The organism is Streptomyces sp. NPDC013317, assembly GCF_055563155.1.
The window spans coordinates 599,858-625,231 of sequence record NZ_JBVHDX010000004.1 but is presented as its reverse complement, the minus strand read 5'-3'; the positions used below and the strand labels follow the sequence as shown (position 1 = coordinate 625,231).

Genomic DNA, 25,374 nt, shown 5'->3' with positions numbered 1-25,374 from the left:
GTTGATTTTTGGCACGCTGTTGAGTTCTCAAGGAACGGACGCTTCCTTCGTACTCACCCTCTCGGGCTTTCCTCCGGGCTTTTCCCTTCGGTCTTTCGTGTTTCCAGCTTAGCAGATCCGTTTTCCGTTTCTGCCACCCGCTGGAGCGGGCTGCCGGGCTGTTCTTCGCTTTCGCGTTTCCCTTTCCGGCGGTTCCGACTCTATCAGATCCTTTCGGGCCTGATTCCCAGTCAGCGGGAGTTGTCTTCGCGGCTGTTGGGCCGTTCCGACGCTCAAACTCTAGCGGATTTCCCGGGCGGCTCATAATCGAGCCATTCGAAATGAATTTCGGCATGCCGAAATTCGTCCCGGTGGGGAGATCGTGCTGAGTAGAGGTGCCGCATCAGCGGCGGGAGTGGCTGTCGCAGAACCGTTCCGGCCCCGTGACAACTCGGAGAACACTACGGATACGGCGGGGGCGTGTCAACCCCGGTCCGGTGGCGCTCTCAGTCCAGGTCGGTGAGCCGGCCGCCCGCGTCGGGCTGGGTGTGCTCGACCCTGCGGAGGAGGCGGATCAGCATGTCGCCGAGGCCCGTGCGCTCCTCGCCGGTGAGGTCCTGGAGGAGCTCCTCCTCGAAGTCCGTCGCCATGCGCATCGCCTCGAGCCACTTCGAGCGGCCTTCGTCGGTCAGCTCCACGATCACGCGGACGCGGTTGTTCTCGTCGCGGTCGCGGGTCACCAGTCCCTCGCCCGCCATGCGGTCGATGCGGTGGGTCATGGCCGCCGGTGTGAGGCCGAGGCGCTTCGCCAGCTCGCCCGGACCCAGGCGGTAGGGGGCTCCGGCGAGCACGAGGGTCTTGAGGACCTCCCACTCGGCGTTGCTGATGCCCAGGTCTGCCAGCTGGCGGCCGTAGGCCACGTTCATCCGGCGGTTCAGTCGGCCGAGGGCGGAGACCACCTTCTCGACCTGGGGGTCCAGGTCGCGGTACTCGCGCTGGTAGGCCGCGATCTGCTCGTCGAGGGTCGGCTCCTGCGGGGGGCGCGGGCCGGACTGCTCGGGGTTGTCGGACATGCGGGGAGTATCCCACGCTCGCCGTTGGCGTTGAAGTCCTTCCATGTGTATTGTTAAGGATCTAATTTTAGTGTTGAAGTCTTCAGGGTTCAGGCCTACAGGTCTGAACCCGGGGACTGCGATCGAAGTGGGTGAGTGTGACCAAGGCGATGGGTGCAGCGATGCGCCGGATCCAGGCAGGCAGCGCGCTGAGCGCGTTCGGACTCGGCTTCACCGTTCCGTACCTCTATGTGTACGTGGCTCAGGTGCGGGACCTGGGCGCGACCACGGCGGGCATCGTGCTCGCCGTCTTCGCCATGGCCGCACTCGTCGTCCTGCCCTTCAGCGGACGCGCCATCGACCGGCGCGGACCCGTCCCCGTCCTCCTCGTCGCCGCCGTCCTCGCGTCGCTCGGCGCGCTGGGCATGGGGCTCTCGGGCAGCGTGCCCGCCGTCGTGGGGTCGGCCGCGCTGCTCGGCGCCGGTACGGCCGTGATGCAGCCGGCGCTCGCGACGATGATCGTCTGGTGCTCCGACCCGGCCTCGCGGACCCGGTCCTTCGCCATGCAGTTCTTCCTGCAGAACCTCGGACTCGGTGTCGGCGGACTGATCGGCGGCCAGCTCGTCGACGAGAGCCGGCCGGGCAGCTTCCTTCTTCTCTTCTCCGTCGAAGCGGTCATGTTCCTCGTGCTCGCCGGGATCGTGCTGACCGTCCGGATGCCGGGCTCCCCCGCCCTGCAGTCCACCCGGCCGGCCGACTCCAGGGGCGGCGGCGTCCGGGCCCTCCTCGGGCACAAGGCCATGGTGCAGCTGTGCGTCCTGGGCTTCGTGCTGTTCTTCGCCTGCTACGGACAGTTCGAGTCGGGTCTCGCGGCGTACGGCACCGAGGCCGCGGGCATCCAGCCGTCGACGCTGGGGATCGCGCTGGCCGCCAACACGGCCGTCATCGTCGTCGCCCAGTTCGTGGTGCTGCGCTTCGTCGAGCGCCGCCGTCGGTCCCGCGTGATCGCGGCCGTCGGTCTGATCTGGGCCGTGGCGTGGGTGATCGCCGGGTACGCGGGGCTCGGGCACGGCAGCCAGGCGATGGCGACCGCCGCCTTCGTCTCGACGTACGCCCTCTTCGGGCTCGGCGAGGCGATGCTGTCGCCGACCGTGGCGCCGCTGGTCGCGGACCTCGCGCCGGAATCGGCGGTCGGTCAGTACAACTCGGCGTTCGCGCTGGTCAAGCAGCTCGCGCTGGCCGTCGGTCCGGCGGTGGGCGGGCCCATGGGGGCCGCCCTGCACGGCCCGTACATCGTGACCTTCGTACTCTTCTCGCTCGGGATCACGTTCCTGGCGCTGCGGCTGGGCAGGCGACTCACGCCGGTGCAGGACCAGCCGTACCTGGCGACGAAGCCCTCCCGGGTGGTGGCCCAGCACCTGCCCGAGAGGGAGAGCGTCTCCGCCTGAGCCCGGCCCGGTCCTAGTCGGGCAGGGCGAACTCGCACCAGACCGCCTTGCCGCCCCCCGGCGTGCGGCGGCTTCCCCAGGACGAGGCGATCGTCGCGATGATCGAGATCCCGCGGCCCGCCTCGTCCTCCGTCTCCGCCCGGCGCCGGCGCGGCAGGTGGTCGTCCCCGTCGGTGACCTCGATGATCAGCCGCCGGTCCGTACGGCGCAGCCGCAGGCGCATGGGCGGGGTGCCGTGCTTGAGGGAGTTCGCCACCAGCTCGCTGGTGGCGAGGACCCCGAGGTCGCGCAGCTCGACCGGGAAGCGCCAGCTGGAGAGGACGCCCGAGGCGAAGGCACGCGCGCGCGGGGCCGCCTCCACTCCCCCGAGCAGCTCCAGGGCCGCGTTGTGGAACAGCTCCGCGTCCGGTCCCTTCCGGGACGGGTGCTGCACGACCAGGACGGCGACGTCGTCGTCGTGCTCGGCGGTGACGCCGAGCGAGCGCAGCAGCCGGTCGCAGACGACCTGCGGGGTGCCGAGGGCACCGGAGAGCGCGCGCTCCAGGGCGGCGACGCCCTCGTCGATGTCCTCGCGACGGCGTTCGACCAGGCCGTCCGTATAGAGGACGGCCGTCGAGCCCGGCGGCAGGGCGATCGAGCCGGAGGTGTGGAGCCAGCCGCCGGTGCCGAGCGGGGGTCCGGTGGGGTCCTCGGCGCGGCGGACCGTGCCGTCCTCGTCCCTGACGAGGATCGGGAGGTGGCCGGCGGAGGCGTAGACGAGCTTGCCCTCGTTGGGGTCGTGGACCGCGTAGACGCAGGTGGCGATCTGGCTGGCGTCGATCTCGGCGGCGAGGCCGTCGAGAAGCTGGAGCACTTCGTGCGGGGGCAGGTCGAGCCGGGCGTAGGCCCGCACGGCGGTGCGGAGCTGGCCCATGACGGCGGCGGCGCGGACGCCGCGGCCCATCACGTCGCCGATGACCAGCGCGGTGCGTCCCGCGCCCAGCGTGATCACGTCGTACCAGTCGCCGCCGACGGCCGCGTCCGTGCCGCCGGGCTGGTAGGTGGCGGCGATGCGCAGGTCGTCGGGCTGCTCCAGCTCCTGCGGGAGCAGCGAGCGCTGGAGGGTGACGGCGGTCTCCCGGTGCCGGCGCTCGCTGGCGCGCAGCCGCTCGGCGGCCTCGGCGTGGTCGGTGACGTCGGAGGCGTGCACGAGGACGCCGCCGCCCTCGAAGCGCGGGGACTCCACCGGCAGGCAGGTGACCGTGTACGAGCCGCCCTCCCGGGTCTTGCGGGACTTGACCGTCCGGGGCTTGCCGCTGCGCAGGACCTGGTCCATCAGCGGCAGCAGGCCCAGCTCCTCGGCCTCGGGGCAGACGTCGGCGACGGTGGCCCCGGCCGGGCGGGGGCCGAAGGCGGCGGCGTAGGCGTCGTTGACGTACGCGATGCGGTGTTCGGGGCCGTGCGCGAGCGCGACGAGGCCGGGCAGGCGGCCGATGATCTCCCGCGCGGAGAAGTCCTCCAGGGCGGGGACCTCGTCGGGGAGGGGCTCAGGCTGCCGCTCGTACTCACCGCGGGCCGCGGGCACGGAGCCTTCGGTCCCCCGCGCCGCGGTACGGCGCTGCGTGCCGGGGAGTCGGGCGCTCCAACGGGTGAAGTTCACGGATCTGATGCCTCGTGGTCTGTTGGCCGTGCTGAGTCACTCTGTGCAGGTGTGAGCCCACCTATGGTCACACGTCCAGTGTGACGGACCGCACTGACATCGGTGTCAGCCGGGCTGGGGGCCGTTCTTGGGGGGCGGGGGCGCGGCGGCGAGTTCGAACTCGGCGCGCGGATGCTCCAGCGAGCCGAGCGAGACGATCTCCCGCTTGAAGAGTCCGGAGAGGGTCCATTCGGCCAGGACGCGGGCCTTCCGGTTGAAGGTGGGGACGCGGCTGAGGTGGTAGGCGCGGTGCATGAACCAGGCGGGGTAGCCCTTGAGCTTGCGACCATAGACGTGTGCCACCCCCTTGTGCAGGCCGAGGGAGGCGACCGAACCCGCGTAGGAGTGCGCGTACTCCTTGAGCGGCTGTCCGCGGAGGGACGCGGCGACGTTCTCGGCCAGCACCTTGGTCTGGCGCACCGCGTGCTGAGCGTTCGGCGCGCACTCGGCTCCGGGTTCGTCCGCCGTGATGTCGGGGACGGCCGCGGCGTCTCCGGCGGCCCAGGCGTGTTCGACGCCCTCGACGGTCAGCTGTGCGGTGCACCTGATCCGGCCGCGCTCGTCGAGCGGCAGGTCGGTCGCGGAGAGGACCGGCGCGGGCTTCACGCCTGCGGTCCAGACGACGGTCCGGGTCGGGAAGCGGCTGCCGTCGCTGAGGACGGCCACCCGGTCCTCGCAGGAGTCGAGCCGGGTCTCCAGACGTACGTCGATGTTGCGGCCGCGCAGCTCGCGGATCGCGTACGTGCCCATCTTCTCGCCGACCTCGGGGAGGATCCGGTTCGACGCCTCCACCAGGACCCACTTCAGGTCCTCCGGCTTGATGTTGTGGTAGTACCGCGCGGTGTAGCGGGCCATGTCCTCCAGCTCGGCGAGCGCCTCCACGCCCGCGTAGCCGCCGCCGACGAAGACGAAGGTGAGGGCGGCGTCGCGCAGGCCGGGGTCGCGGGTGGAGGAGGCGATGTCCATCTGCTCGATGACGTGGTTGCGCAGCCCGATGGCCTCCTCGACGGTCTTGAAGCCGATCGCGTAGTCGGCGAGGCCGGGGACGGGGAGCGTGCGGGAGATCGAGCCGGGCGCGATGACCAGTTCGTCGTAGGTGAGCTCCACGTTTCCGCTGCCCTCCTCCTCGGTGGCGAGGGTGGAGAGCGTCACGGTCCGCTTGGCGTGGTCGACGGCGTGGACCTCGCCGATGGTGATCCGGCACCTGTCCAGGACGCGGCGGAGCGGTACGACGACATGGCGCGGGGAGATCGAGCCGGCGGCGGCCTCCGGCAGGAACGGCTGGTACGTCATGTACGGGTCGGGCGTGACCACCACGATCTCGACGGAACCGCTTCTGAGCTCGGCCTTGAGCTGCCGCTGCAGACGCAGCGCGGTGTACATCCCGACGTAGCCACCGCCGACAACGAGAATGCGCGCAGGTTCGGTCACTGTCCCATGACGCAACGCCGTTCGGGGTTTGTCCACAGCCTCGGCAAATTGTGTGACCGGAGGTGCGCGGGGGCATGGGGTGGCGCGCAGGGTGGGTACAGGGGGAACCGCGCAGGTCAGGGTGGGCGTGGGGGGTGGCGTGGCAGACCGGAATCGGGAGAGTTCAGGCCCTTGCTCCGATCGGGGGGCGCACCGTACGGAACTCCCCCTTCTGAATTGACCTCGACTCAACTATGTTCGTACCTCGACGGGGTATCGGATCGCGGCGCATGGACCAGAGCGCCGCAGCAAGGTCCATGGGCCCCGTGTCAGGGCGGGGAGTCTCCGGGGGGAGACATCATGAGCGGGGGAACGCTTATGCACATGCAGGATTCGCGGTGGCAGGCCGTCGTCGGGACCACGGACGGCTCGCTCGACGGTCGTGGTGCGGGTGTGAGTACGGGTACGGGTACTGCGACGGGCACGGGCCCGGGGCCGTCGACGGCGATAGGCCGCTCGGCGCCGCTGCGCGTGGACGCGCAGCGGAACCTGGAGCACGTGCTGCGCGCGGCGCGCGAGGTCTTCGGCGAACTCGGCTACGGGGCGCCCATGGAGGACGTGGCGCGGCGCGCCCGGGTCGGCGTGGGCACGGTCTACCGCCGCTTCCCCAGCAAGGACGTGCTGGTGCGCCGGATAGCCGAGGAGGAGACCGCCCGGCTGACCGAGCAGGCGCGTACGGCCCTGGGGCAGGAGGAGGAGCCCTGGTCGGCGCTCTCCCGGTTCCTGCGGACGTCGGTGGCCTCGGGTGCGGGGCGGCTGCTGCCGCCGCAGATCCTGCGGGTGGGCGTGGACGTCGAGGACCTGCTGCTGCCCGCGCAGGCCGGAGGCGACGCGGCCCGGGTGCCGCATCAGCGGGGCTTCTCGGACCAGACCGAGCCGCGCGTGGCCGTACCGCGTGGCGTGCCGGGCGGGGAGCAGGAAGACGCCGGTGCGGCGGCGCTCCTGGAGGTCGTCGGGCAGCTCGTGGACCGGGCCCGTGCGGCGGGCGAGCTGCGGACGGACGTGACCGTGGCGGACGTTCTGCTCGTCATCGCGACGGCGGCGCCCGCGCTGCCGGACGCGGCGCAGCAGGCGGCGGCCTCGGCGCGACTCCTGGACATCCTTCTGGAGGGCCTGCGCTCGCGGTAGTTCGCGTCGTCGAGGGCGTCGTCGATCGCGTCACTGAGCGAGTCCTGAGGTGACCGGCCGGTCCGGGCGGACCTTCGAGCATGGCACGAACGCATGAGCGGTTACGCCCGGATACAGGAAGTCGCCCCGGACGAGTGGTAAGTGGACGCGAGGGTTCAGCGCGTCATCGCGCTGTGGCACGCTGGGCCGGTGTTCGGGTCTGAGCGTGCGTACGGGGGCTTCAGCGATGAGCGGTGACGGTCGCGACGAGCCGGTGGGCAACGGCGGCGCCACGGAGACCGGGCACCTTCCGCCCCGGCAGGTGCCGCAGCAGGGCGGGCCAGGAGGTTCCTCCGCCGCGCCCGTCCCGGGACCCGTGGCCGGACCCTCCGCAGCACCCGCCGCACCACCAGCCGGCCCCCGCGAGCCCAGCGTGCCTCAGCAGCGTGAGCACGGGGCGCCGCTGAACCTCCCGTCCGGGGCCGACGCGCACGACACCGTCCTGCCGCCGCCGGTCGAACTGCCGCCCTCGGACGCCGATCTCATCCAGCTGATGCGGGACGGCGACGACAGCGCGTACGAGGAGCTGTTCCGGCGCCACTCCGAGGCCGTGCGCCGCTATGCCCGGACGTGCTGCCGCGACGCGCACACCGCCGACGACCTGACGGCGGAGGTCTTCGCCCGCACCCTCCAGGCCGTACGGGGCGGGGCGGGTCCCGAGCAGGCCGTCCGCGCCTATCTGTTGACCACGGTCCGGCGGGTGGCCGCGAACTGGACGCGTACGCAGCGGCGGGAGCATCTGGTCGAGGACTTCGCCGTGTTCGCGGCGCAGGCCGGCCACGCGGCCGAGGCCGCCGACCCCACGGCGTCGTTCGGTGCGGGCCTCGACCTCGGCGCCGACGTCCTCGCCATGCACGAGGCCGAACAGTCCCTGGCGATGCAGGCGTTCCGTTCGCTGCCCGAGCGGTGGCAGGCGGTGCTGTGGCACACCACCGTCGAGGAGGAGTCCCCGAGCGACGTCGCGCCGCTGTTCGGTCTGACCGCCAACGCCACGGCCGTACTCGCCAGCAGGGCCCGCGAGGGCCTCAAGCAGGCCTACCTCCAGGCACACGTCAGCCAGTCGCTCACCGCGGGAGGCGACTGCGCCCGCTACGCCGACCGGCTCGGCGCGTACGCGCGCGGGGGGCTGCGGATGCGCGCCGAACGCGGGCTGCGCAAGCACCTGGAGGAGTGCGCCAAGTGCCGGATCGCCGCCGGTGAGCTGGAGCATGTGAACGCCGGGATCCCCGCGCTGCTGCCGATCGCCGTCATCGGCTGGTTCGCCGCCGGGTACTCGCTCAAGGCCGCGGGTGTGGTGGCCGGAGGGGTCGCGGGCGCGGCAGGTGCCGGTGCGGCCGCCGCCGCGACGGGCGCCGGTTCGTCGAGTTCGGCCGGGGCTTCCTCCGCCGCCGCGGCCGAGGGGCTGGGTGCCCCCGCGAAGGCGGGCCTCGCGGCCGCCGTGGCCGTCGCCGCGACCGCCGGACTGGTGTGGGCGCTCTCCGGAGACCCCCAGCCGGTCGCGCGGCCCGAACCCACGCCGCCGGCCGTCGCCCCCGTCGTACCGCCGGAACCGGCACCGACACCGCCCCCGAAGCCGGCTCCCAAGCCTCCGCCGCCGCCCGTGCCGCCGGTCGTCGAGACGCCCGAACCGCCACCGCCGCCCAGCCCGGAGCGGAAGCCGAAGCCGAAGCCGCCGGTCGAGCCGCGCCCCACCCCGCCGCCGCAGCCGAGCCCCACGCCGAAGCCGACCCCGCCGAAGCCGGCGCCGACGCCCACGCCGCCGCCCGCACCACCGGCGGTCTACCAGGTCAACCAGCTCGCCTACGGCGTCTTCGGCGACGGCACCAGACCCGAGGTACGGATCGGCGACAGCAGCTGGATGTGGCAGCGCGACGGTCTGTCGATCGGCGGCACGCGGTACGCGCACGGCGTGAGCGTGCACGCGCCGTCCGCGCTCGTGATCGACCTCAACCGGCGGTGCACGGGCTACGACGCGCTCGTGGGCGTCGACGACCTGAGCGCGCCGATCCGGGTCGGCGGCGTGCGCTTCGCCGTGTACGGAGACGGTGAGCGGCTCTGGCGCTCGGAGGTCGTCCGGCCCGGCGACCCCGCCGTCCCGGTCCATGTGGACCTCGCGGGGCTCAGGACGATCCGACTGGTGGTGGAGGAGCACACCCCGTTCGGCCGGGCGGCGGTCGCGGACTGGGCGCAGTCCCGCATCAGCTGCGCGTGAGCGACGCCCGGCGAGCCGCCGCCGCTCAGGCGCCCGTCGCGTACGCGGACGCCAGGGCGATGACCTCGGCCGGGGTGATCCCGGCGCCCTCGGCGTACACCGCCTCGCTCGCGGCCCCGCCCAGTTCCGTACGGGCCCGGGACATCAGGGTCTCCCACTCACGCTGCTCGGGGACCGAGCGCGGGAGTTCGGCGCGCCAGGTGTCGACGGCGGCCAGGACCCGCACCGCGAGCGCGAGGGCGCCGCTCGCGCCGAGCGTGGCCGCCACGCCCTCCGCGAGCGAGGCCGTGACGTAGTCGCCGCACTGGCCGTGGTGGGCGAGGCCCAGGGCCTCGACCGCCTCCGCCACGGCGGCCGGCCCCCGGCCCTCGGCCGCCGAGACGCGCGCGGATAGCCCGACGAGGACGGCCGTGAAGTGCGGCGGCGGGGTGCCGGTGAGGGCCAGCCGGCCCGCCTCGTCCATGAGCGCGCGGGCGGTCCGCACCTCGTCGCGCTGGAGGGCGATCGCCGCCCTCATGAACAGGACGAACGTCGCCGTGTCGTTGACGTGGTGGCGGGCGGCCTCCGCCGTGGCCTCGTCCAGGCCCTTCTCGGCCGCCGCCATGTCACCGTCGCGGTAGGAGAGTTCGGCGAGGCGGGCGAGCAGGAACGGGGACTCGGCGTGCGCGCCGACCTCGCGCGCCAGACCGAGCGCCTCCTCGTACGCCTCCCTCGCCGACTCGTGACGGCCGCGCATCATGTGCGTCTCGGCCGCGGCGCTCGCGACCTGGGCGCGCATCCAGCGGTCGCCGACCCTGCGTGACAGGGCGCGCAGCTCGACGAGGTCCTCGTCCACGCCCGGCGTGTCGCCGGGCATGTCGATCACCAGGTGCGTACGGAACATCAGGGTGACGCCGATCTCCCACTCGCCGCCGTACCGACGGCAGGTCTCCACGGCGGTGTCGAGCATCGCGCGGATGGTGGCGGGGTTCTCGGTGAGGTAGCCGGTGAAGGGCCAGAGAAGCCCGGGGAAGCGGGCCGACTGAGGTCCGGGCCGCTCGCCGAAGGCGGTGCGCACCCGGCCTACGAGCGCGGTCGCCTCGGGGTCGTCGCGCAGATCGGCGGCGCTTCGGCTCTCCACGGCGAGGAAGAACGACAGCATGCGCAGCTGCATGCGGGGCCAGTAGCGGGGGTCGGCCGGGCGGTCCGGGTCGGCCGGGGGCTCGGGGTCGTCGCCGAGGAGGAGGGCGCGCTCGACCCAGGCCTGACCCTCGGGGCGGTAGTTGCGCAGCCACCAGAACCAGCCCATGGCGAAGACGAGACGATGGGCGGCGGCCTCGTCGGGGGTCGTGACGGTCGTGCGGTGGAGGGCGGCACGGATGTTGTCCAGGTCGGTCTCGATCCGCCGGATCCAGGGGAGTTGCTCACCCGACCGGAGCAGGGGCTCGGCCCGTTCGGCGAGGTCCGTGACGTACGCGGTGTGGGCGGCCTCGGCGGCGGCGCGCAGTTCGGGGCGCTCGGCGGCGCGCTCGGCGGCGTACTCGTGGATGGTCTCCAGGAGCCGGTAGCGCATCTCCCCCTCGTCGGTGGGGGTGGCGACGACCAGGGACTTGTCGACGAGCGCGCCGAGCACGTCGGCGGCGTTCGGGGCGACGGCGACGGCCTCGGCGGCGGCGAGATCCCAGCCGCCGGCGAAGACGGAGACCTGGCGCAGCAGGGTGCGCTCGTCGGGGTCGAGCAGGTCCCAGGACCAGTCGACGACGGCGCGGAGGGTCTGCTGGCGCGGCAGGACGGTGCGGCTGCCTGAGGTGAGGAGACGAAAGCGGTCGTCGAGCCGGTCGGCGATCTGGCGCGGGGTCAGCAGCCGCAGCCGGGCGGCGGCGAGTTCGATGGCGAGGGGGAGGCCGTCGAGGCGGCGGCAGATCTCGTCCACGGCGCGCAGTCCTTCGCCGGAGGTGCCGGTGTCGCTTCCCGTGGTGTTGGTGTCGGTGTTGGTGTCGGTGAGGTCGAGGTCGGGGCGTACGGCGCGGGCGCGCTCGGCGAAGAGGCGGTGGGCCGGGTCGGGCGGCAGGGGTTCGACCGGGCGGACCGTTTCACCGGGGACGCCGAGGGGCTCGCGGCTGGTGGCGAGGACGCGCAGGTGGGGGCAGTGGGTGAGGAGGGTCTCGGCGAGGGTGGCGGCGGCGTCGACGACGTGCTCGCAGTTGTCGAGGACGAGGAGGAGCGAGCGGGGCGCGAGGTGTTCGACGAGACGGTCGGTGGGGTCGTCGTGGAGGGGCTGCCCCTCGCGGGTGATCAGGTTGGTCTCGCGGAGCCGGAGGGCGGAGAGGACGGCTCCGGGCACGGCGGTGGGGTCGTCGAGCGGCGCGAGTTCGACGAGCCATGCGGCGCGGGGGGTGCCGGGGCCCTCCGACGGCCCCGGCGGTCCCACCGGGGCCGTCGGGGCCGCGGGGGCCGGGGTCGCGGGGGCCAGCGGGGCCGCGGGGGCCGGGGTCGCCGGGCCCGTCAGGCCTGTCGGGCCTGTCGGGCCCGTCGGGCCCGGAGCGCTCATCGGGTCCGGAACGGCCGTCGGCCTCGAGCCCGAGGCCGTCGGATCCGGGGTGACGGTCCCGGCGTGGGCGGCACCCGGCGCCGCCGGAGCCTGCCCGCCCGGCGCCGTCCCGGCCGGAGCACCCGGCCCCGTCGAGGCATGCACGCCCGGCGCCATCGGAGCCTGCGCACCCGGCCCCGTCGAGGCATGCACGCCCGGCGCCATCGACGCCTGCCCGCCCGGCGCCGTCCCGGCCGGAGCACCCGGCCCCGTCGAGGCATGCACGCCCGGCGACCCCGACGCCTGCGCACCCCGCGCCGTCCGGGCCTGCATGTCGGGTGTCGGCGTGGGCGTCCCGGTCTGCAGGGTGAGTGCGACCTCCTCGGCCAGGCGGGTCTTGCCGGAACCGCCCGGTCCGGTGAGCGTGACGAGGCGGGAGCGGGCGAGGTCGGCGCGGAGGGCGGCGAGTTCGGGTTCCCGGCCGACGAAGGAGGTCAGGCGGCGGCGGATGTTCCCGGTCTCCTGCGCGGGCGGCGGGGGTGCGGTCGGCCGGAGCAGCTCCCGGTGGAGCGCGGCGAGTTCGGCGCCCGGGTCTGCGCCGAGGTCCTCGGCGAGCGTGCGGCGGGCGTCCTCGTACGCGGCGAGGGCGTCGGCCTGTCGGCCCTCGGCCCGCAGGGCGCGCACGAGTTGGGCGCGGAAGCCCTCGTCATACGGGTACGTGCCGGTGAGTTCGGACAGCTCCGGTACGAGTCCCTCGACGGCGCCGCGCCTCAGGTCGGCCTCCACGCGCTGCCGTACGGCGGCGAGCCGCTGCGCCTCGGGGCGCACGCGCGCGGGGGCGGGCAGGTCGGCGAGGGCGGGCCCGCGGAAGAGGGCGAGGGCGGTACGGAGGAGTTCGGCGGCGCTCTCGGGGTCGCCGGCGTCGAGGCGGGCGCCCGCGTCCCGGACGTGCTGCTCGAAGACGTACAGGTCGATGTCGTCCGGTCTCGCGGCGAGGCGGTACCCGGGACCGGGCATGGACTCGACGGCCTCCTTGCCCAGTACCCGGCGCAGTCGGCCGACGAGGGCCTGGAGGGCGGCGGGGGCGTCGTGCGGGGGCTCGTCGCCGTAGACGTCGTCGACGAGTTCGGGGACGGTGGCGGCCCGCCCGGCCCGTGACGCGAGCGCGGCGAGCAGGGCGCGCAGCCGGGCTCCGCCCAGGGGGAGGGGCGTGCCGTGGGCGTCGAGCGCGAGGGTGGAGCCGAGGATCAGATACCGCACGCGCGCCATTGTCCCCGGGGGCGGTGCGGTACGCCTCGGGGTTTCCCCGGGCGCGGCGCGAGGAGTCTCATGCCCTGCCCCTCCGCCTCACGCCGGCAGGGATCGCCTGCTCTCCGGGACCAGTGGTCCGACCACGGCCTGGCGGCGGCGGGGGGCCGCCGTGCCCGTCCAGCAGGTGCCGCGGCGGGCGAGGAGGCGGTGGAGCCAGAGTTCGGTGGAGACCAGGTCGGCGAGGCCGTCCAGCGGCACCGGGTCGCCGTCGGCGGCCGCGTGGAGGGCCTTGCGGACCACGCGGGCCTCGATCAGGCCCGCGTCGGCGAGGAGCGGGGCGTCGAAGAGGGCCATCAGGTGCGGGAGCGCGGCGCGCAGGCCCGCGCGGGTGGCCACGGCGGGTACCGCCGGGTTCGGTGTGCCCCAGCCGGGCGGGAGGTCGTGGACGCCCGCACCCGCGAGGACCGTGCGCAGGACCGATGCCCGGGCGCCGGGCTGGACCCGGAGCGATTCGGGGAGGTCGCGGGAGGCCCGTACGACCTGGTTGTCGAGGAACGGGGCGTGCAGCCGCTGGCCGCGGATCTCGGCGGCCTGTTCCAGGACCCGGTGGTCGGCCGCCGCCCGGGCGAGCGCCGCACGCGCGCGCGCCTCGCCCGGTCGCTGCACCGACGTCGGCAGGGTCGCCGCCCGGGTCAGGCGAACCGATACTTCGGCCAGCGCCTCTCCCGTCAGCCATCGCGCCGCCGGGCCCGGACGCGACCAGGTCAGCGCGGACAGGGACGCCTCCACCGGGCCGACGAAGGAGCCCGGTCCGGGCCGGTTCGCCTCCAGGAGCCGCGTCGCGGCCTCCTCGATGCCGGCGCGGTACGGAGTGCGGGCGAGCCGGCGCGCCGCGCGGTACATGGTCAGCGGGACGAGCAGCGAACCCGCGGACGGGCCCGTGGCCTTGGCGAGCGCCGTGACCGGGCGGAGCAGCGATCTGCGCCGCCGGTCCATCAGCAGGTCGGCGAGGCGCGCCGGGTGCGCGTCCAGGACCTGCCGGGCTCCCAGGCCCGTGAAGTGGTCGGCGCTGCCGCCCGCGAGCCGCCGCCGGTGGCGGTCGGCGACGACCAGAGAGGGGCCGGGCTCGTCGGTCAGCGGCCCGTCCAGCTCCGCGTACGGCAGCGCTTCCTCGCCCGCCGCCACGACCACGTGGTGCAGCCGCGGGTTGGACGCGATGGTCCGGGCCCGTTCCAGTTCGTCCTCCCGGTCCGGTCCTCCCGGCGCGGTGAGGTCGTTGAAGGTGACGGCGAGCAGCCGCTCGCCCGCGCCCGTGCCGTGCCCGAGGATCGTCCCGGGCACACCCGGCAGACCGGCCGCGAGCAGCGCGAGCGTTCCCGAGGCGCTGCCGCCCGACAGGTCCGCCCCGATGCCGGGTGCCGGGCCGCCGCCCCGGGCCGCCCGTCGTTCGGCCGGTCCCATGCCGGGTACGGGCCCCGGGTCCGGAAGGGGCGACTCGGGTGCGTGCCGGGGCGCGGTGAGCCGGGCCCGTACGGCGTCGATCAGCGCGTCCCGCACTCCCTCCACCGCCCGGCGCGGCTCGATCTCCGCCGCTGCGACGGCGAGCGAGGCCACCGCTTCGTACCCGGTGATCTCGCGGGAGCCCTCGCGCAGGATCAGGGCGTGCCCGGGCGGCACCCGCTTCACCCCTTCGTACGGTGTGGAGTCGCGCAGCGCCTCGGGGGTCTCCGGGCAGGCGAGCAGCGCCGCCAGGTGTCCGATGTCGAGCTGGGCCTCGATGAGGTCCGCGAGGGGCAGGGCGGCCGTCGCGTACGCCGTGCCGCCCGCCCACGGGGTGTGGAACACCGGCCGCGCGCCGGCCAGATCGCCGGTCACGGTGATCCGGCGGCCGACCTGGACCACGGCCGTGTAGCTGCCGGCCCAGGAGGTGAGATGGCGCAGCGCGCCCCCACGCGCGGTGAGCAGCCCGACCCTCAGCTGCTCGTCGCTCGCGGCGCAACAGCCCAGTACGGCGAGGCGGGTGTGCGCGTCGATGCCGATCACGCGGACCTCGTCGGGGCGCCAGTCGCCGACCGCCCAGAGCGGATCGGGGTCACCCCAGAGCAGTTGTGCGCCCACCGGGTGCACGGTGCGCCCCTCGGCGGTCGGGCCGCCGACGGCGCCGGCCGTGCCCGTCGGTCCGAAGCTCGCGGCGACACTGCTCCAGCCCACCAGCCATCGCATCGGCGCCTCCACGTCGGTTCAGTGGAGGAACATGCTGCCACGACAACCGCGCGTGGAGGGGGCTCCGGGGTCGCGCGCGCAAACGCGAATGCGCCCCTGGCATGAGCCAGTTGTGACCGATTCACCGACCGTCGTCATTCGGCCATTCTCGATGGCGCGGATGCGGCGCAGCGGATCTTCGGCAGTCCGGGAGGCGCTCTTCGCCTCCCGGAACCGTCCGCCGCCCGCGGGGAATGGGGCGACGGTATCCCCCAGCCCACCGGTCCACAGCCGAGTGGGCCGACCCACGCAGGACTCATGGAAGCGCTCCCCCACCCGACCGGGCGAGAGCGCACGGCCGGGCGCACGGCCACACGACCGGGGCACGCGCCCCGAGGCGCTCCGCGAGCGCCCCCGCGACCGCCGCCGGGTACCGGACCGGCCGACGCCACTACGCCATCTGTCGGCCATCCGTCTGTTCCCACAACAATCCCGCCATACGGAACTCCGCCCCTTAACGGTAGGGATGCGGCGAACTACGCTGTGTTTACGAATGCCGCACGCCTATGCCCGGCGTCGTGGCGGCCGTCTGGGGTCGAGGGGTGGCGTCATGTCCAGGGAGCAACGCGGGCCGAACGAAAAGCTCGGCACGGTTCTCGCCCTCGCGGGAATCAGCAACGCCGGCCTCGCCCGGCGGGTCAACGACCTCGGCGCGCAGCGCGGTCTGACGCTTCGCTACGACAAGACGTCGGTGGCCCGGTGGGTGTCGAAGGGCATGGTGCCGCAGGGGGCGGCGCCGCATCTGATCGCCGCCGCGATCGGCCAGAAGCTCGGCCGTCCCGTGCCGCTGCACGAGATCGGGCTCGCGGACGCCGATCCCGCGCCCGAGGTGGGTCTCGCCTTCCCGCGTGACGTCGGGGAGGCGGTCCGCTCGGCGACCGAGCTGTACCGGCTCGATCTCGCCGGCCGCCGGGCCGGCGGAGGCGGCATCTGGCAGTCCCTGGCCGGCTCGTTCGCGGTGAGCGCCTACGCGACGCCGGCCTCCCGCTGGCTGATCACGCCCGCCGACTCCTCCGTGGAGCGGATGGTCGGGCCCCTCGAGGGGCCGGCCGAGGAGCCCGAGACCGGCGCCCACGCGCGCGTGGGCCACAGCGACGTCGCCAAGCTCCGCGAGGCGGCCGAGGACGCGCGCCGCTGGGACTCCAAGTACGGCGGCGGGGACTGGCGTTCCTCGATGGTCCCCGAGTGCTTACGCGTCGACGCGGCGCCGCTGCTGCTCGGCTCGTACTCGGACGAGGTCGGCCGGGCCCTGTTCGGGGCGACCGCCGAGCTGACCCGGCTGGCCGGCTGGATGGCCTTCGACACCGGCCAGCAGGAGGCCGCCCAGCGCTACTACATCCAGGCGCTGCGCCTCGCCCGCGCCGCCGCCGACGTGCCCCTGGGCGGCTACGTCCTCGCCTCCATGTCGCTCCAGGCCACCTACCGGGGCTTCGCCGACGAGGGCGTGGACCTCGCCCAGGCCGCCCTGGAGCGCAACCGCGGGCTCGCGACCGCCCGCACCATGTCCTTCTTCCGGCTGGTCGAGGCCCGGGCCCACGCGAAGGCCAACGACGGGACGGCCGCGGCGGCCGCGCTCAAGGCGGCCGAGGGCTGGCTGGAGCGCTCGCGGGAGGGCGACGCCGATCCGTCGTGGCTGGGCTTCTACTCGTACGACCGGTTCTGCGCGGACGCCGCCGAGTGCTACCGGGACCTGAAGGCGCCGCGTGAGGTCCGCCGCTTCACCGAGCAGGCGCTGTCCCGGCCGACGGAGGAGTTCGTCCGCTCGCACGGGCTGCGGCTCGTGGTCTCGGCCGTCGCGGAGCTGGAGTCGGGCAATCTGGACGCGGCCTGCGCGGCGGGCACGCGCGCGGTGGAGGTGGCGGGCCGTATCTCGTCCGCCCGCACCACCGAGTACGTACGGGATCTGCTGCACCGCCTCGAGCCGTACGGGGACGAGCCGAGGGTCATGGAACTCCGGGAGCGGGCCCGGCCCCTCCTGATGGCCCCGGCGTGAGGCGTGTCCCACGGGGTTTAGCGGCTTTGTCAGTGGGCCAGTGCACTATCGGGGTGGGAGGTGGTGCAGGTGTCCACGCACGACGTCGACTGCGACGTGCTCGTGATCGGCGGCGGGATCGTCGGTCTGTCGACGGCGTACGCCCTGACCCGCGCCGCGCCGGGCACCCGTGTCACGGTCCTGGAGAAGGAGCACGGCCCGGCCCGCCACCAGACCGGGCGGAACAGCGGAGTGATCCACAGCGGGATCTACTACCGTCCGGGCTCCCTGAAGGCGCGGTTCGCCGTCGCGGGCGCGGCCGAGATGGTCAAGTTCTGCGCGGAGTACGGCCTGGCCCACGAGGTCACCGGAAAGCTGATCGTCGCCACCGGGCGGGACGAGCTGCCCCGCCTCCACGCGCTCGTGCAGCGCGGCCGGGAGAACGGCATCCCGGTGCGGGAGCTGGGCCCGGCGCAGATCACCGCGTACGAACCGAGCGTGCGAGGCCTCGCCGCGATCCATGTCGGCACGACCGGCATCTGTGACTACGGGGCGGTGGCGGCCCAGCTCGCCGAGGCCTCCGGCGCCCGGATCCTGTACGGCTCCGAGGTCACCGCCGTCGACCGGCGGCCCTGGGGCGTCGCCGTCCGCACGGCGGCCGGGACGGTCGTGCGCGGCCGGGTCCTGGTGAACTGCGCGGGGCTGCACTGCGACCGGGTGGCGCTGCTCGCCGGCGACGAGCCGGGCATGCGGATCGTGCCCTTCCGGGGCGAGTACTACGAGCTGGCGGACCCCTCCCTGATCCGGGGCCTGGTCTATCCGGTCCCCGACCCGGCCTTCCCCTTCCTCGGGGTGCATCTCACCCGCGGTGTCGACGGCGGGGTGCACGTGGGGCCGAACGCGGTGCCGGCGCTGGCCCGGGAGGGATACGACTGGTCGGTCGTACGCCCCGGTGACCTGGCGGGGACGCTGGCGTGGCCCGGGTCGTGGCAGATCGCGCGGGACCACTGGCGGTACGGAGCGGGTGAGCTGCGCCGGTCGCTGTCGAAGCGGGCCTTCACGGAGGCGGTGCGCCGGCTGCTCCCCTCGGTGGAGGAAACGGATCTGCGCCGGGCTCCGGCGGGGGTGCGGGCGCAGGCGGTGCTGCGGGACGGGACGCTGGTGGACGACTTCCTGATCCGCGAGGCGCCGCGGACGGTCCACGTCCTCAACGCGCCGTCGCCCGCGGCGACGGCGTCCCTGCCGATCGGCCGCGAGGTGGCCCGCCGGGCCCTGGCCCTGCTGTAGCCGGCCGGCCTTTCGGACGCGCCCCGTAGAATTGGGCGCATTGTGTCTGAGACCCGTGAAACCGCCACCCGTACCGAGCCCGTCGTCTTCCAGCGGGGCAGTCAGAGGTTCGCCGCCGGGGAAGGGCCGCTGCCCGATCCCGCCGGGTCCCACCACGAGCGGCGGATCCGCAGCTTCCAGCCCCGCCGCAGCCGCGTCACCGCCGGTCAGGCCGAGGCGCTGCTGAAGCGCTGGCCCGACTGGGGTCTCGACATCGACGGCAAGCGGACCCTGGACCTGGACGACATGTTCGGGGGCCTGCCGGTCGTCCTGGAGATCGGCTTCGGCATGGGCGAGGCGACGGCGAAGATGGCCGCCGCCGACCCCGGCACCGGCATCCTCGCCGTGGACGTCCACACCCCCGGCCAGGGCAACCTCCTCGGTCTCGCCGACCGGGGCGGCATGGAGAACGTCCGGGTCGCCAACGGCGACGCGATCATCCTGCTCCGCGAGATGCTCGACGCCGACGCGCTCGACGGCTGCCGCGTCTACTTCCCGGACCCCTGGCCCAAGAAGCGTCACCACAAGCGGCGGCTGATCCAGCCCGAGTTCCTCACGCTGCTCGCGACGCGGATGAAGCCCGGCGCCGTCCTGCACTGCGCGACGGACTGGGAGGAGTACGCCGAGCAGATGCTCGAGGTGCTCTCCGCCCACCCCGACTTCGAGAACACGCAGCCGGACGGCGGCTACGCGCCCCGCCCGGCGTTCCGGCCCCTCACCCGCTTCGAGGGGCAGGGCCTGGACAAGGGCCACATCGTGCACGACCTGCTGTTCCGCCGGAAGTAGGGCCGCTTCTCCACAGGCAGGAGTGCCGCTCCTGCGCAGGAAGGAGCGGCGCTTTTCCGCAGGAAGCGGCCGAAGACGGAGAACCCCGTCGCGAGTGTCGGTCCCGCTGGTTAGGGTCGCTGACGTGTCGAACCGCGTCCCCGTCCCCACTCGGGACACCGAAGAGCCGGACTTCCCGGCCGTCCCGGACCGCGCCCAGTGGCGCTACAGGCCTCGCCGCGCCTTCTGGCGCAGCAGGGTGGTCCGGGCGGTCGCCGTGATCACCGTGCTCGCGCTCTGCGCGCTGGTGATCCTGGCCATCGTGCGGGAGCAGACCGGGACGGAGGGCTTCCTCGTCGGGCTCGCGCTGGCCGTCCTGCCCGTTCCGCTGCTGCTGGCCGCGTTCCGCTGGCTGGACCGGGTCGAACCGGGCCCGTGGCGCAACCTGATCTTCGCCTTCGTCTGGGGAGCCTTCGCCGCGACGCTCGTCGCGATCCTCGCCAACTCCTTCGCGGTCCGCTGGATCGCGACCGCCACCGCCGACCCCGCCTCCGCCGAGTCCCTCGGCGCCACGGTCGTCGCGCCGGTCGTCGAGGAGAGCGCCAAGGCGGCGGCGATCCTGCTGATCTTCCTCTTCCGCAGACGGCACTTCACCGGACTCGTCGACGGCGTGGTGGTCGCCGGCTTCACCGCCACCGGCTTCGCCTTCACCGAGAACATCCTCTATCTCGGCAACGCCTTCGGCGAGGACCAGGACATCGGCTCCGGCGGCCTCGGCGCCACGACCGCGGGCACGTTCTTCGTACGGGTCGTGATGTCGCCGTTCGCGCATCCACTCTTCACCGTCTTCACCGGCCTCGGCTTCGCCTTCGCCGCCCTCGCCACCTCCCGGCGCAGGTTCCTGCGGCTGCGGCGGATCCTGCTGCCGCTCGCGGGCCTTGTCCTCGCCATGGGCATGCACGCCCTGTGGAACGGCTCCGCGACGATCCTCGGGCCGCTGGGCTTCATCCTGGTCTACGGCATGTTCATGGTGCCCACGCTCGCCCTGCTCACCTGGCTGGCGATATGGAGCAGGCAGCGCGAGCTGCGCACGATATCCGGGCAGCTCCCGGCGTACGCGGCGGCCGGGTGGCTCTCGCCCGCCGAACCGCTCGCGCTCTCCTCGATGCGGGCCCGCTCGGTGGCCCGCGACTTCGCCCGCCGTACGTACGGCAAGCCGGCCGCGGCGGTCGTCGGGGAGTACGAGGCGTTCGCGACGACCCTCGCCTTTCTGCGCCATCGCGCCCAGCGCGGCGCGGCGGGGCCGGAGTTCAGCGCGCGCGAGCAGGAGCTGCTCCACCACCTCTGGCAGCGCAAGGCGGTCGCCTCCCCCGCCCTGACCTACGCGGCCCGGGCGACGGGCCGGGCGTGGGCCCCGCCTCAGTACCTCGACTACAGCGGCTACAACCCGTACCGGAGCTAGGGCGGGCGGCGCCGAGTACACGGACGGAGCCGCCGCCGGGCTCTCAGAAGGATCCGGCGCCGTCACACGGACGGAACCTGCGGGGACGGGCCGGGGCCCGGGGGTCCCGGGGCCGGGGGTCCCGGCAGCCCTGGCGTCGGGGGGACGTCGCCAGGACCGCCGGAGCCGTGTGGACGTCCGGGGTCAGACGGAGATGCCCTTGCCCGCCAGCCAGGCCGCCGGGTCGACGCCCGCGCCGCCCGGGGTGTGGACCTCGAGGTGCAGGTGCGGGCCGGTCACGTTGCCGGTCGCTCCGACGCGGCCGATGGTGTCGCCGGTGCCCACGGTCTGGCCGACGCTCGCCGTCATCGAGGACAGGTGGGCGTACCAGACCTCGGTACCGTCCTCCAGCTCCAGGACGATCCGGTAGCCGTACGAGCCGGACCAGCCCGCCGACTTGATCGTGCCGCCGTGCACCGCCTTGACCGGGGTGCCGGTGGGCGCCGCGAAGTCGAGACCGGTGTGGTAGCCGGAGGACCACATGGAGCCGGACTGGCCGTACGTGGAGGTGAGGGTGTACGAGGACGTGGGCAGCGCGTAGCTCGCGGCGAGCTTGGCCAGGCGCTCCGCCTCGGCCTTCGCGGCGGCGGCCGCCTCGGCCTTCCGCTTCTCCTCGGCCGCGGCCTTCTCCGCCGCGTCCGCCTTCGCCGCCGCCTCGGCCGCCGCCTTCTCGGCCGCCGCCTTCTCCGCCGCGGCCTTCTTGTCGGCGTCGGCGGAGGCCTGCTGCTGCTCGGCCTGCTGCATGATGCGGGCGCGCAGCGCCTCACCGGCGTCCGCCGTCGAGGCGGCGGGCGAGCCGGCGGCCTTCTCGGCGCTGTCGGCCGGGAGGGCGAGGGTGGCCGTGAGCGGCTGCGGGTTGTTCGTCCCGGAGTCCGTGCCGTCCTCGCCCGAGATGAGCTCGCCGACACCGGGCAGCTCGGAGGCGTCCGGCAGGTTGAGGTCGGGGAGGGATATCGAGACCGGCGGCCTGTCCTTGGCGGTCGCCATGCCACCCGCGCCGACGGCCGCGATGACACCGACGCCGAGGACGGTGGAGGAGCGGGCGAAGCCGGAGCGCTGCTTCACGACACGGTGACGGCCGCCCGAACGGGCCTGCTGGCGAAGGGAGTCCTCGGTGGGGTTCCACTCCCCCCACGTGGTCGTGTCGTCGTCCGTCCCGGCGGCGCCCGGGGCGCCGAACGCGTTGAACCCGTCAGAAAGACCCTCGGGAGCAGGGGTGTTGGACGCCACGGAGGCGTACTCCTTTCCTTCCTTCTCGCCTACCGGGTTAGCTGACGGGTTCGGAGCAGGAAGGTCTCCTACGGACGGTGTCGCACGGGTGCGACGGTGCCCGATTCACCCCAAGTAGTGGTTCCCCGGTTCCTTTTCAGGATTCGGCGCGTGCGCACGGTGCCGTCTCTGGCGACGGCTGGGACGACCGCGCTGCGTTATCGAACGTTAATAGACACGAGGGCCGGATTCCAAGCCGTTCCCGTTGATCATTAGCGCGATTAAGCTGGTACAGACCGATTTGATCCCGCTTCAGTACGGACCAATGACGGGGCTCCTGAACTGACGGTTCGTCAACTGTTATCTCAGTGACACCTCGCCACTACGCATGGTCACGGCACCACGGGCATCGTCCTGCGCCGCTCCGGCTGGCCCGCCGCCGGACGGCTCACCGCGAGCAGCGCCATGTCGTCCGTGGAGCCGCCGCCCGTGTACCGGCGGACGTCGTCGACCAGCGCGTCGAGCAGCTCGTCCGGCCCCGGGAAGATCCGCCCGGCCAGCCGCTCGGCCGGATCGTAGAAGGCCCCCGAGGCGTCGCGCGCCTCGGAGAGCCCGTCGGTGTAGAGGAGCAGCGTGGCGCCCGGTGGATAGGGGGCCTCGTCGGCCCGGTCCGGCCAGGCGGCCAGCTCGCCCATGCCGAGCGGCAGCGCGGGCTCGGTCGGTTCGAGGTGGGCCAGGCCGCCGTCCGCGTACAGCAGCAGCGGCTCGGGGTGGCCTCGGTTCACCATCCGTACGCGCCCGTCGCCACGCGGGATCTCGGCGAGGACGGCGGTGGTGAACCCCTCGAAGGCGTCGAGACTGGACCGGCGCGTGCCCTCCCGGGCCAGCGCCCGCTCCAGCCGCTGGGCGACCCCCTCCAGGGTGGCCTCCTGTTCGGCCGCCTCCCGGAAGGCCCCGATCACGACGGCGACCGCCTCGACGGCGTCGAGCCCCTTGCCCCGGACGTCACCGACCACGAGCCGTACCCCGTACGGCGTGTCCTGAACGGCGAAGAGGTCGCCGCCGATGAACGCGTCCGCCTGCGCCGCCTCGTACCGGGCGGCGACCTGGAGCCCGCCGATCCGGTCGGCGGGCGTCGGCAGGACGGCCTTCTGCGCGGTCTCCGCGATCACGCGCGCAGAGGCGAGCCGCTCGCCGCTGCGCAGCACGACCTGGTTCACCAGCAGGGCGAGGGCGGAGACGGTGACGACGGTCAGCGTCTCCGTGAGGGAGGGGACCTCGCCGGCGGTGCCGTTGTAGACGTGCAGCCCCACGCTCGCGAGGACCGCGGCGATGCCCGTGAGCAGCGTCGTGAGCATGGAGAAGAACGGGGCGGCGAGGAGCGGCGCGGCCGAGAACATCGGCGCGGCCGTGTAGGCGGGCGGGGTGGAGAGGTCGAAGACCACACCACCGAGGATCAGCAGCGGGGGCAGGGCGCGGAGGAACCGGCGGGTCCGCTCGGCCCGCCGCCGAGGCCGCCCGTTCCCGTTCCCGCTCGCCTGCCCGTTCCCGGTCCCGCGTCCTGTCCCGTCCCCGGTTCCGGTCCCGCGTCCTGTCCCGTTCCCGGTTCCGGTCCCGCGTCCTGTCCCGTTCCCGGTTCCGGTCCCGCGTCCTGTCCCGTTCCCGTGACCGTTCCCGTTCCCGTGACCGTTCCCGTGACCGTTCCCTTGACCGTTCCCGCCCCCGGTTCCCTGCCCGTGGCCGGTCCCTTTTCCGTCGGTCCCGTTCCCCTGCCCCTGCCCCACCTGTGGTCTCCTGCCCGGTCCGTACACGGCGACGGACGGTACCGCGCCCTCCCCAGGGTGCCGGGCGCCGCGCCGTGCGGCGACCTCCGCTCGCCCAAGTGGGTTACCTCGACCTAGAGGTTGCGCTCCGCGTAGACCGTCATCGCGTCGCGGACGAGGAGGACGGTGCCCTCGCCGTGCTTGTCGTAGTTCCGGCCGAAGCGCGGATCGTCGACGTACATCTGGCCGAGGCCGATCACGTACTCCTTCGTCGGCGTCGTGGTCGTCGACAGCCACGCGACGTGGCGCCGCGCGATCGCCTGGACCTCGTCGCTGTCGGCGGCGAGGCCGTCCCGGGCCGCCTTCCCGAAGTCACGGGCGATGCCGGCCTGCTCGTCCATGAACGCCTGCTTCTCCTCGGCGCCGAGGGAGCGCCACCAGCGGTCGCCCTTCTCGTACGCGTCGCGTCCCCAGCGCTCGGTGACCTCCGCCTCGTACTGCGTGTGATCGAATCCGTCGAACACTTCTTCCGCCATGAGTTCCTCTCCTTTCTCCGTCTTCCGGAGAGTGGTCCGCACCGCCTCGATCTGCCGCCCGATCCGTTCCCGCTCCTGTTCGAGCAGCAGCAGGTGGGTGCGCAGGGCGGCGGGCGTGTCCCGCTGACCCTCCAGGACCTCGGCGATCGCGGGCAGCGAGAGCCCGAGCTCGCGCAGCAGCAGGATGCGCTGCAGCCGCACGAGCGCCGCCTGGTCGTAGTACCGGTAACCGTTGGCGCCGATCCGGCTCGGCTCCAGCAGTCCGCGCTCTCCGTAGTGCCGGAGAGTGCGGCTGGTGGTGCCGGCCTTCCTGGCGATCTCCTGGATCGACCACTCCATGGGGATGACGCTAAATCTTGACGTCGCGTAAAGGTCAAGCCCGGCTCGCGCACCGCCCGGACACGACGAAGGCCCGGATCCAGTGACTGGATCCGGGCCTTCGTTGCTACTGAGTAGCGGGGACAGGATTTGAACCTGCGACCTCTGGGTTATGAGCCCAGCGAGCTACCGAGCTGCTCCACCCCGCGTCGGTGAATATGACCTTACGGCATGGTGCGCCGATCCCCTAATCGGTTTCCGGCGACCTCCTCTGCGGCGCTCTCAGCAGCCGCAGTCCTCCGCGTCGACCGGGGCCGTCAGCGGGTCCGCGTCCTTCCTGCCGGTGCCCTCCCACGTCTCGTAGGGGAAGCCCTCGCGGACCCAGTACTCGAAGCCGCCGAGCATCTCCTTCACCTGGTAGCCCAGCTGCGCCAGGGCGAGCGCGGCGCGCGTGGCGCCGTTGCAGCCGGGACCCCAGCAGTACGTGACCACCGGCACCGACCGGTCGAGCAGCTGCTCGGCCTGCTCGGGGATGAGCGCGGTCGGCAGGTGGACCGCGCCGGGGACGTGGCCCTGGTCCCAGGAGGCGGTGGAGCGGGAGTCGAGGACCACGAAGCCCGGGTCGCCGTCGGCGGCGAGGGCGCCCGCGACGTCGGAGACGTCGGCGTGGAAGGCGAGGCTGGCGGAGAAGTACGCGGCCGCGGCCGAGGGGGAGGCGGGCGGGGTACGAAGTACGGCGTTGACCTGCGCGGTTGTCGTCATGCATGAAAATCTACGGTCGAAGATCACGACACTGAAGTGGCGATCCCCGGCACGGAGGCCGATCGGCCGGGGATTTCCGGGCCTTCGGCGGGGGACGGCAGGGGATCTCACGCAGCGGACGGTTCGAGGGCGCGGACCCGTCACGTTTCGCCGGTGCCGTCCGTCATCTCGATGACGGTCATCAACGAGGGAGA

The 25,374-nt window shown here is 73.5% G+C and carries 16 protein-coding genes, 1 tRNA gene and 1 riboswitch; of the genes, 7 read left to right on the top strand and 10 right to left on the bottom strand.

Annotation, left to right across the window (positions count from 1 at the left end; genetic code table 11):
- Window positions 1-485: 485 nt before the first annotated feature.
- Window positions 486-1,052, bottom strand: a complete 567-nt coding sequence (locus ACZ3IJ_RS15600) for a MarR family winged helix-turn-helix transcriptional regulator (RefSeq protein ID WP_361759205.1) — start codon at window positions 1,050-1,052, stop codon at window positions 486-488.
- Between the two features lie 149 nt (window positions 1,053-1,201).
- On the opposite strand from ACZ3IJ_RS15600, the gene ACZ3IJ_RS15595 reads away from it, so the two are divergent.
- Window positions 1,202-2,479: an MFS transporter gene (locus tag ACZ3IJ_RS15595; protein ID WP_467468432.1), complete on the top strand. Its 1,278-nt coding sequence runs from the start codon at window positions 1,202-1,204 to the stop codon at window positions 2,477-2,479.
- A 13-nt stretch (window positions 2,480-2,492) separates the two neighbouring features.
- Here the strand turns inward: ACZ3IJ_RS15595 and ACZ3IJ_RS15590 are convergent, their stop codons facing one another.
- On the bottom strand, window positions 2,493-4,118 hold the full coding sequence (locus tag ACZ3IJ_RS15590) for an ATP-binding SpoIIE family protein phosphatase (protein WP_467468377.1): 1,626 nt from the start codon (window positions 4,116-4,118) through the stop codon (window positions 2,493-2,495).
- 105 nt (window positions 4,119-4,223) lie between these two features.
- Window positions 4,224-5,588 (bottom strand): NAD(P)/FAD-dependent oxidoreductase, encoded by a 1,365-nt coding sequence (locus ACZ3IJ_RS15585; RefSeq protein ID WP_467468375.1) that lies wholly within the window; start codon window positions 5,586-5,588, stop codon window positions 4,224-4,226.
- 357 nt (window positions 5,589-5,945) lie between these two features.
- Between ACZ3IJ_RS15585 and ACZ3IJ_RS15580 the strand changes: the two genes are divergently transcribed.
- Window positions 5,946-6,755 (top strand): TetR/AcrR family transcriptional regulator, encoded by an 810-nt coding sequence (locus ACZ3IJ_RS15580; RefSeq protein WP_467468430.1) that lies wholly within the window; start codon window positions 5,946-5,948, stop codon window positions 6,753-6,755.
- A 226-nt stretch (window positions 6,756-6,981) separates the two neighbouring features.
- Window positions 6,982-9,006: a sigma-70 family RNA polymerase sigma factor gene (locus ACZ3IJ_RS15575; protein ID WP_467468373.1), complete on the top strand. Its 2,025-nt coding sequence runs from the start codon at window positions 6,982-6,984 to the stop codon at window positions 9,004-9,006.
- 25 nt (window positions 9,007-9,031) lie between these two features.
- Here ACZ3IJ_RS15575 and ACZ3IJ_RS15570 read toward each other — a convergent pair whose 3' ends face one another.
- Window positions 9,032-12,775 carry a BTAD domain-containing putative transcriptional regulator gene (locus tag ACZ3IJ_RS15570; protein WP_467468371.1) on the bottom strand — a complete coding sequence of 1,248 codons (3,744 nt, stop codon included), beginning with the start codon at window positions 12,773-12,775 and terminating at the stop codon, window positions 9,032-9,034.
- A gap of 87 nt (window positions 12,776-12,862) precedes the next feature.
- Complete coding sequence (locus tag ACZ3IJ_RS15565) at window positions 12,863-14,989, bottom strand: asparagine synthase-related protein (protein WP_467468369.1); 2,127 nt, start codon at window positions 14,987-14,989, stop codon at window positions 12,863-12,865.
- Window positions 14,990-15,578: 589 nt separating this feature from the next.
- Between ACZ3IJ_RS15565 and ACZ3IJ_RS15560 the strand changes: the two genes are divergently transcribed.
- The 4 genes from ACZ3IJ_RS15560 (at window position 15,579) to ACZ3IJ_RS15545 (ending at window position 20,553) form a co-directional block, all read left to right on the top strand.
- Window positions 15,579-17,021, top strand: coding sequence for an MFS transporter (locus ACZ3IJ_RS15560; protein ID WP_467468367.1), 1,443 nt, complete (start codon window positions 15,579-15,581; stop codon window positions 17,019-17,021).
- A gap of 69 nt (window positions 17,022-17,090) precedes the next feature.
- Complete coding sequence (lhgO, locus tag ACZ3IJ_RS15555; protein ID WP_467468365.1) at window positions 17,091-18,287, top strand: L-2-hydroxyglutarate oxidase; 1,197 nt, start codon at window positions 17,091-17,093, stop codon at window positions 18,285-18,287.
- 42 nt (window positions 18,288-18,329) lie between these two features.
- Window positions 18,330-19,112 carry a tRNA (guanosine(46)-N7)-methyltransferase TrmB gene (trmB, locus tag ACZ3IJ_RS15550; RefSeq protein ID WP_467468363.1) on the top strand — a complete coding sequence of 261 codons (783 nt, stop codon included), beginning with the start codon at window positions 18,330-18,332 and terminating at the stop codon, window positions 19,110-19,112.
- A 124-nt stretch (window positions 19,113-19,236) separates the two neighbouring features.
- The gene (locus tag ACZ3IJ_RS15545) at window positions 19,237-20,553 is read left to right on the top strand and encodes a PrsW family intramembrane metalloprotease (protein WP_467468361.1); all 1,317 of its coding nucleotides are present in this window, start codon (window positions 19,237-19,239) and stop codon (window positions 20,551-20,553) included.
- Window positions 20,554-20,736: 183 nt separating this feature from the next.
- On the opposite strand, the gene ACZ3IJ_RS15540 is transcribed toward ACZ3IJ_RS15545, so the two are convergent.
- The 5 genes from ACZ3IJ_RS15540 to ACZ3IJ_RS15520 all read right to left on the bottom strand — a co-directional run bounded on the left by ACZ3IJ_RS15540 (window position 20,737) and on the right by ACZ3IJ_RS15520 (window position 25,180).
- On the bottom strand, window positions 20,737-21,822 hold the full coding sequence (locus tag ACZ3IJ_RS15540) for a M23 family metallopeptidase (RefSeq protein ID WP_467468359.1): 1,086 nt from the start codon (window positions 21,820-21,822) through the stop codon (window positions 20,737-20,739).
- An 11-nt stretch (window positions 21,823-21,833) separates the two neighbouring features.
- A riboswitch (cyclic di-AMP (ydaO/yuaA leader) is annotated at window positions 21,834-21,981 on the bottom strand.
- A gap of 212 nt (window positions 21,982-22,193) precedes the next feature.
- Window positions 22,194-23,246, bottom strand: a complete 1,053-nt coding sequence (locus ACZ3IJ_RS15535) for a PP2C family protein-serine/threonine phosphatase (RefSeq protein ID WP_467468357.1) — start codon at window positions 23,244-23,246, stop codon at window positions 22,194-22,196.
- A 452-nt stretch (window positions 23,247-23,698) separates the two neighbouring features.
- Window positions 23,699-24,439 (bottom strand): MerR family transcriptional regulator, encoded by a 741-nt coding sequence (locus ACZ3IJ_RS15530; RefSeq protein WP_391799868.1) that lies wholly within the window; start codon window positions 24,437-24,439, stop codon window positions 23,699-23,701.
- Window positions 24,440-24,553: 114 nt separating this feature from the next.
- Window positions 24,554-24,627 (bottom strand) — tRNA-Met (locus ACZ3IJ_RS15525).
- A 73-nt stretch (window positions 24,628-24,700) separates the two neighbouring features.
- Window positions 24,701-25,180: a rhodanese-like domain-containing protein gene (locus ACZ3IJ_RS15520; RefSeq protein ID WP_467468355.1), complete on the bottom strand. Its 480-nt coding sequence runs from the start codon at window positions 25,178-25,180 to the stop codon at window positions 24,701-24,703.
- Window positions 25,181-25,374 lie beyond the last annotated feature (194 nt).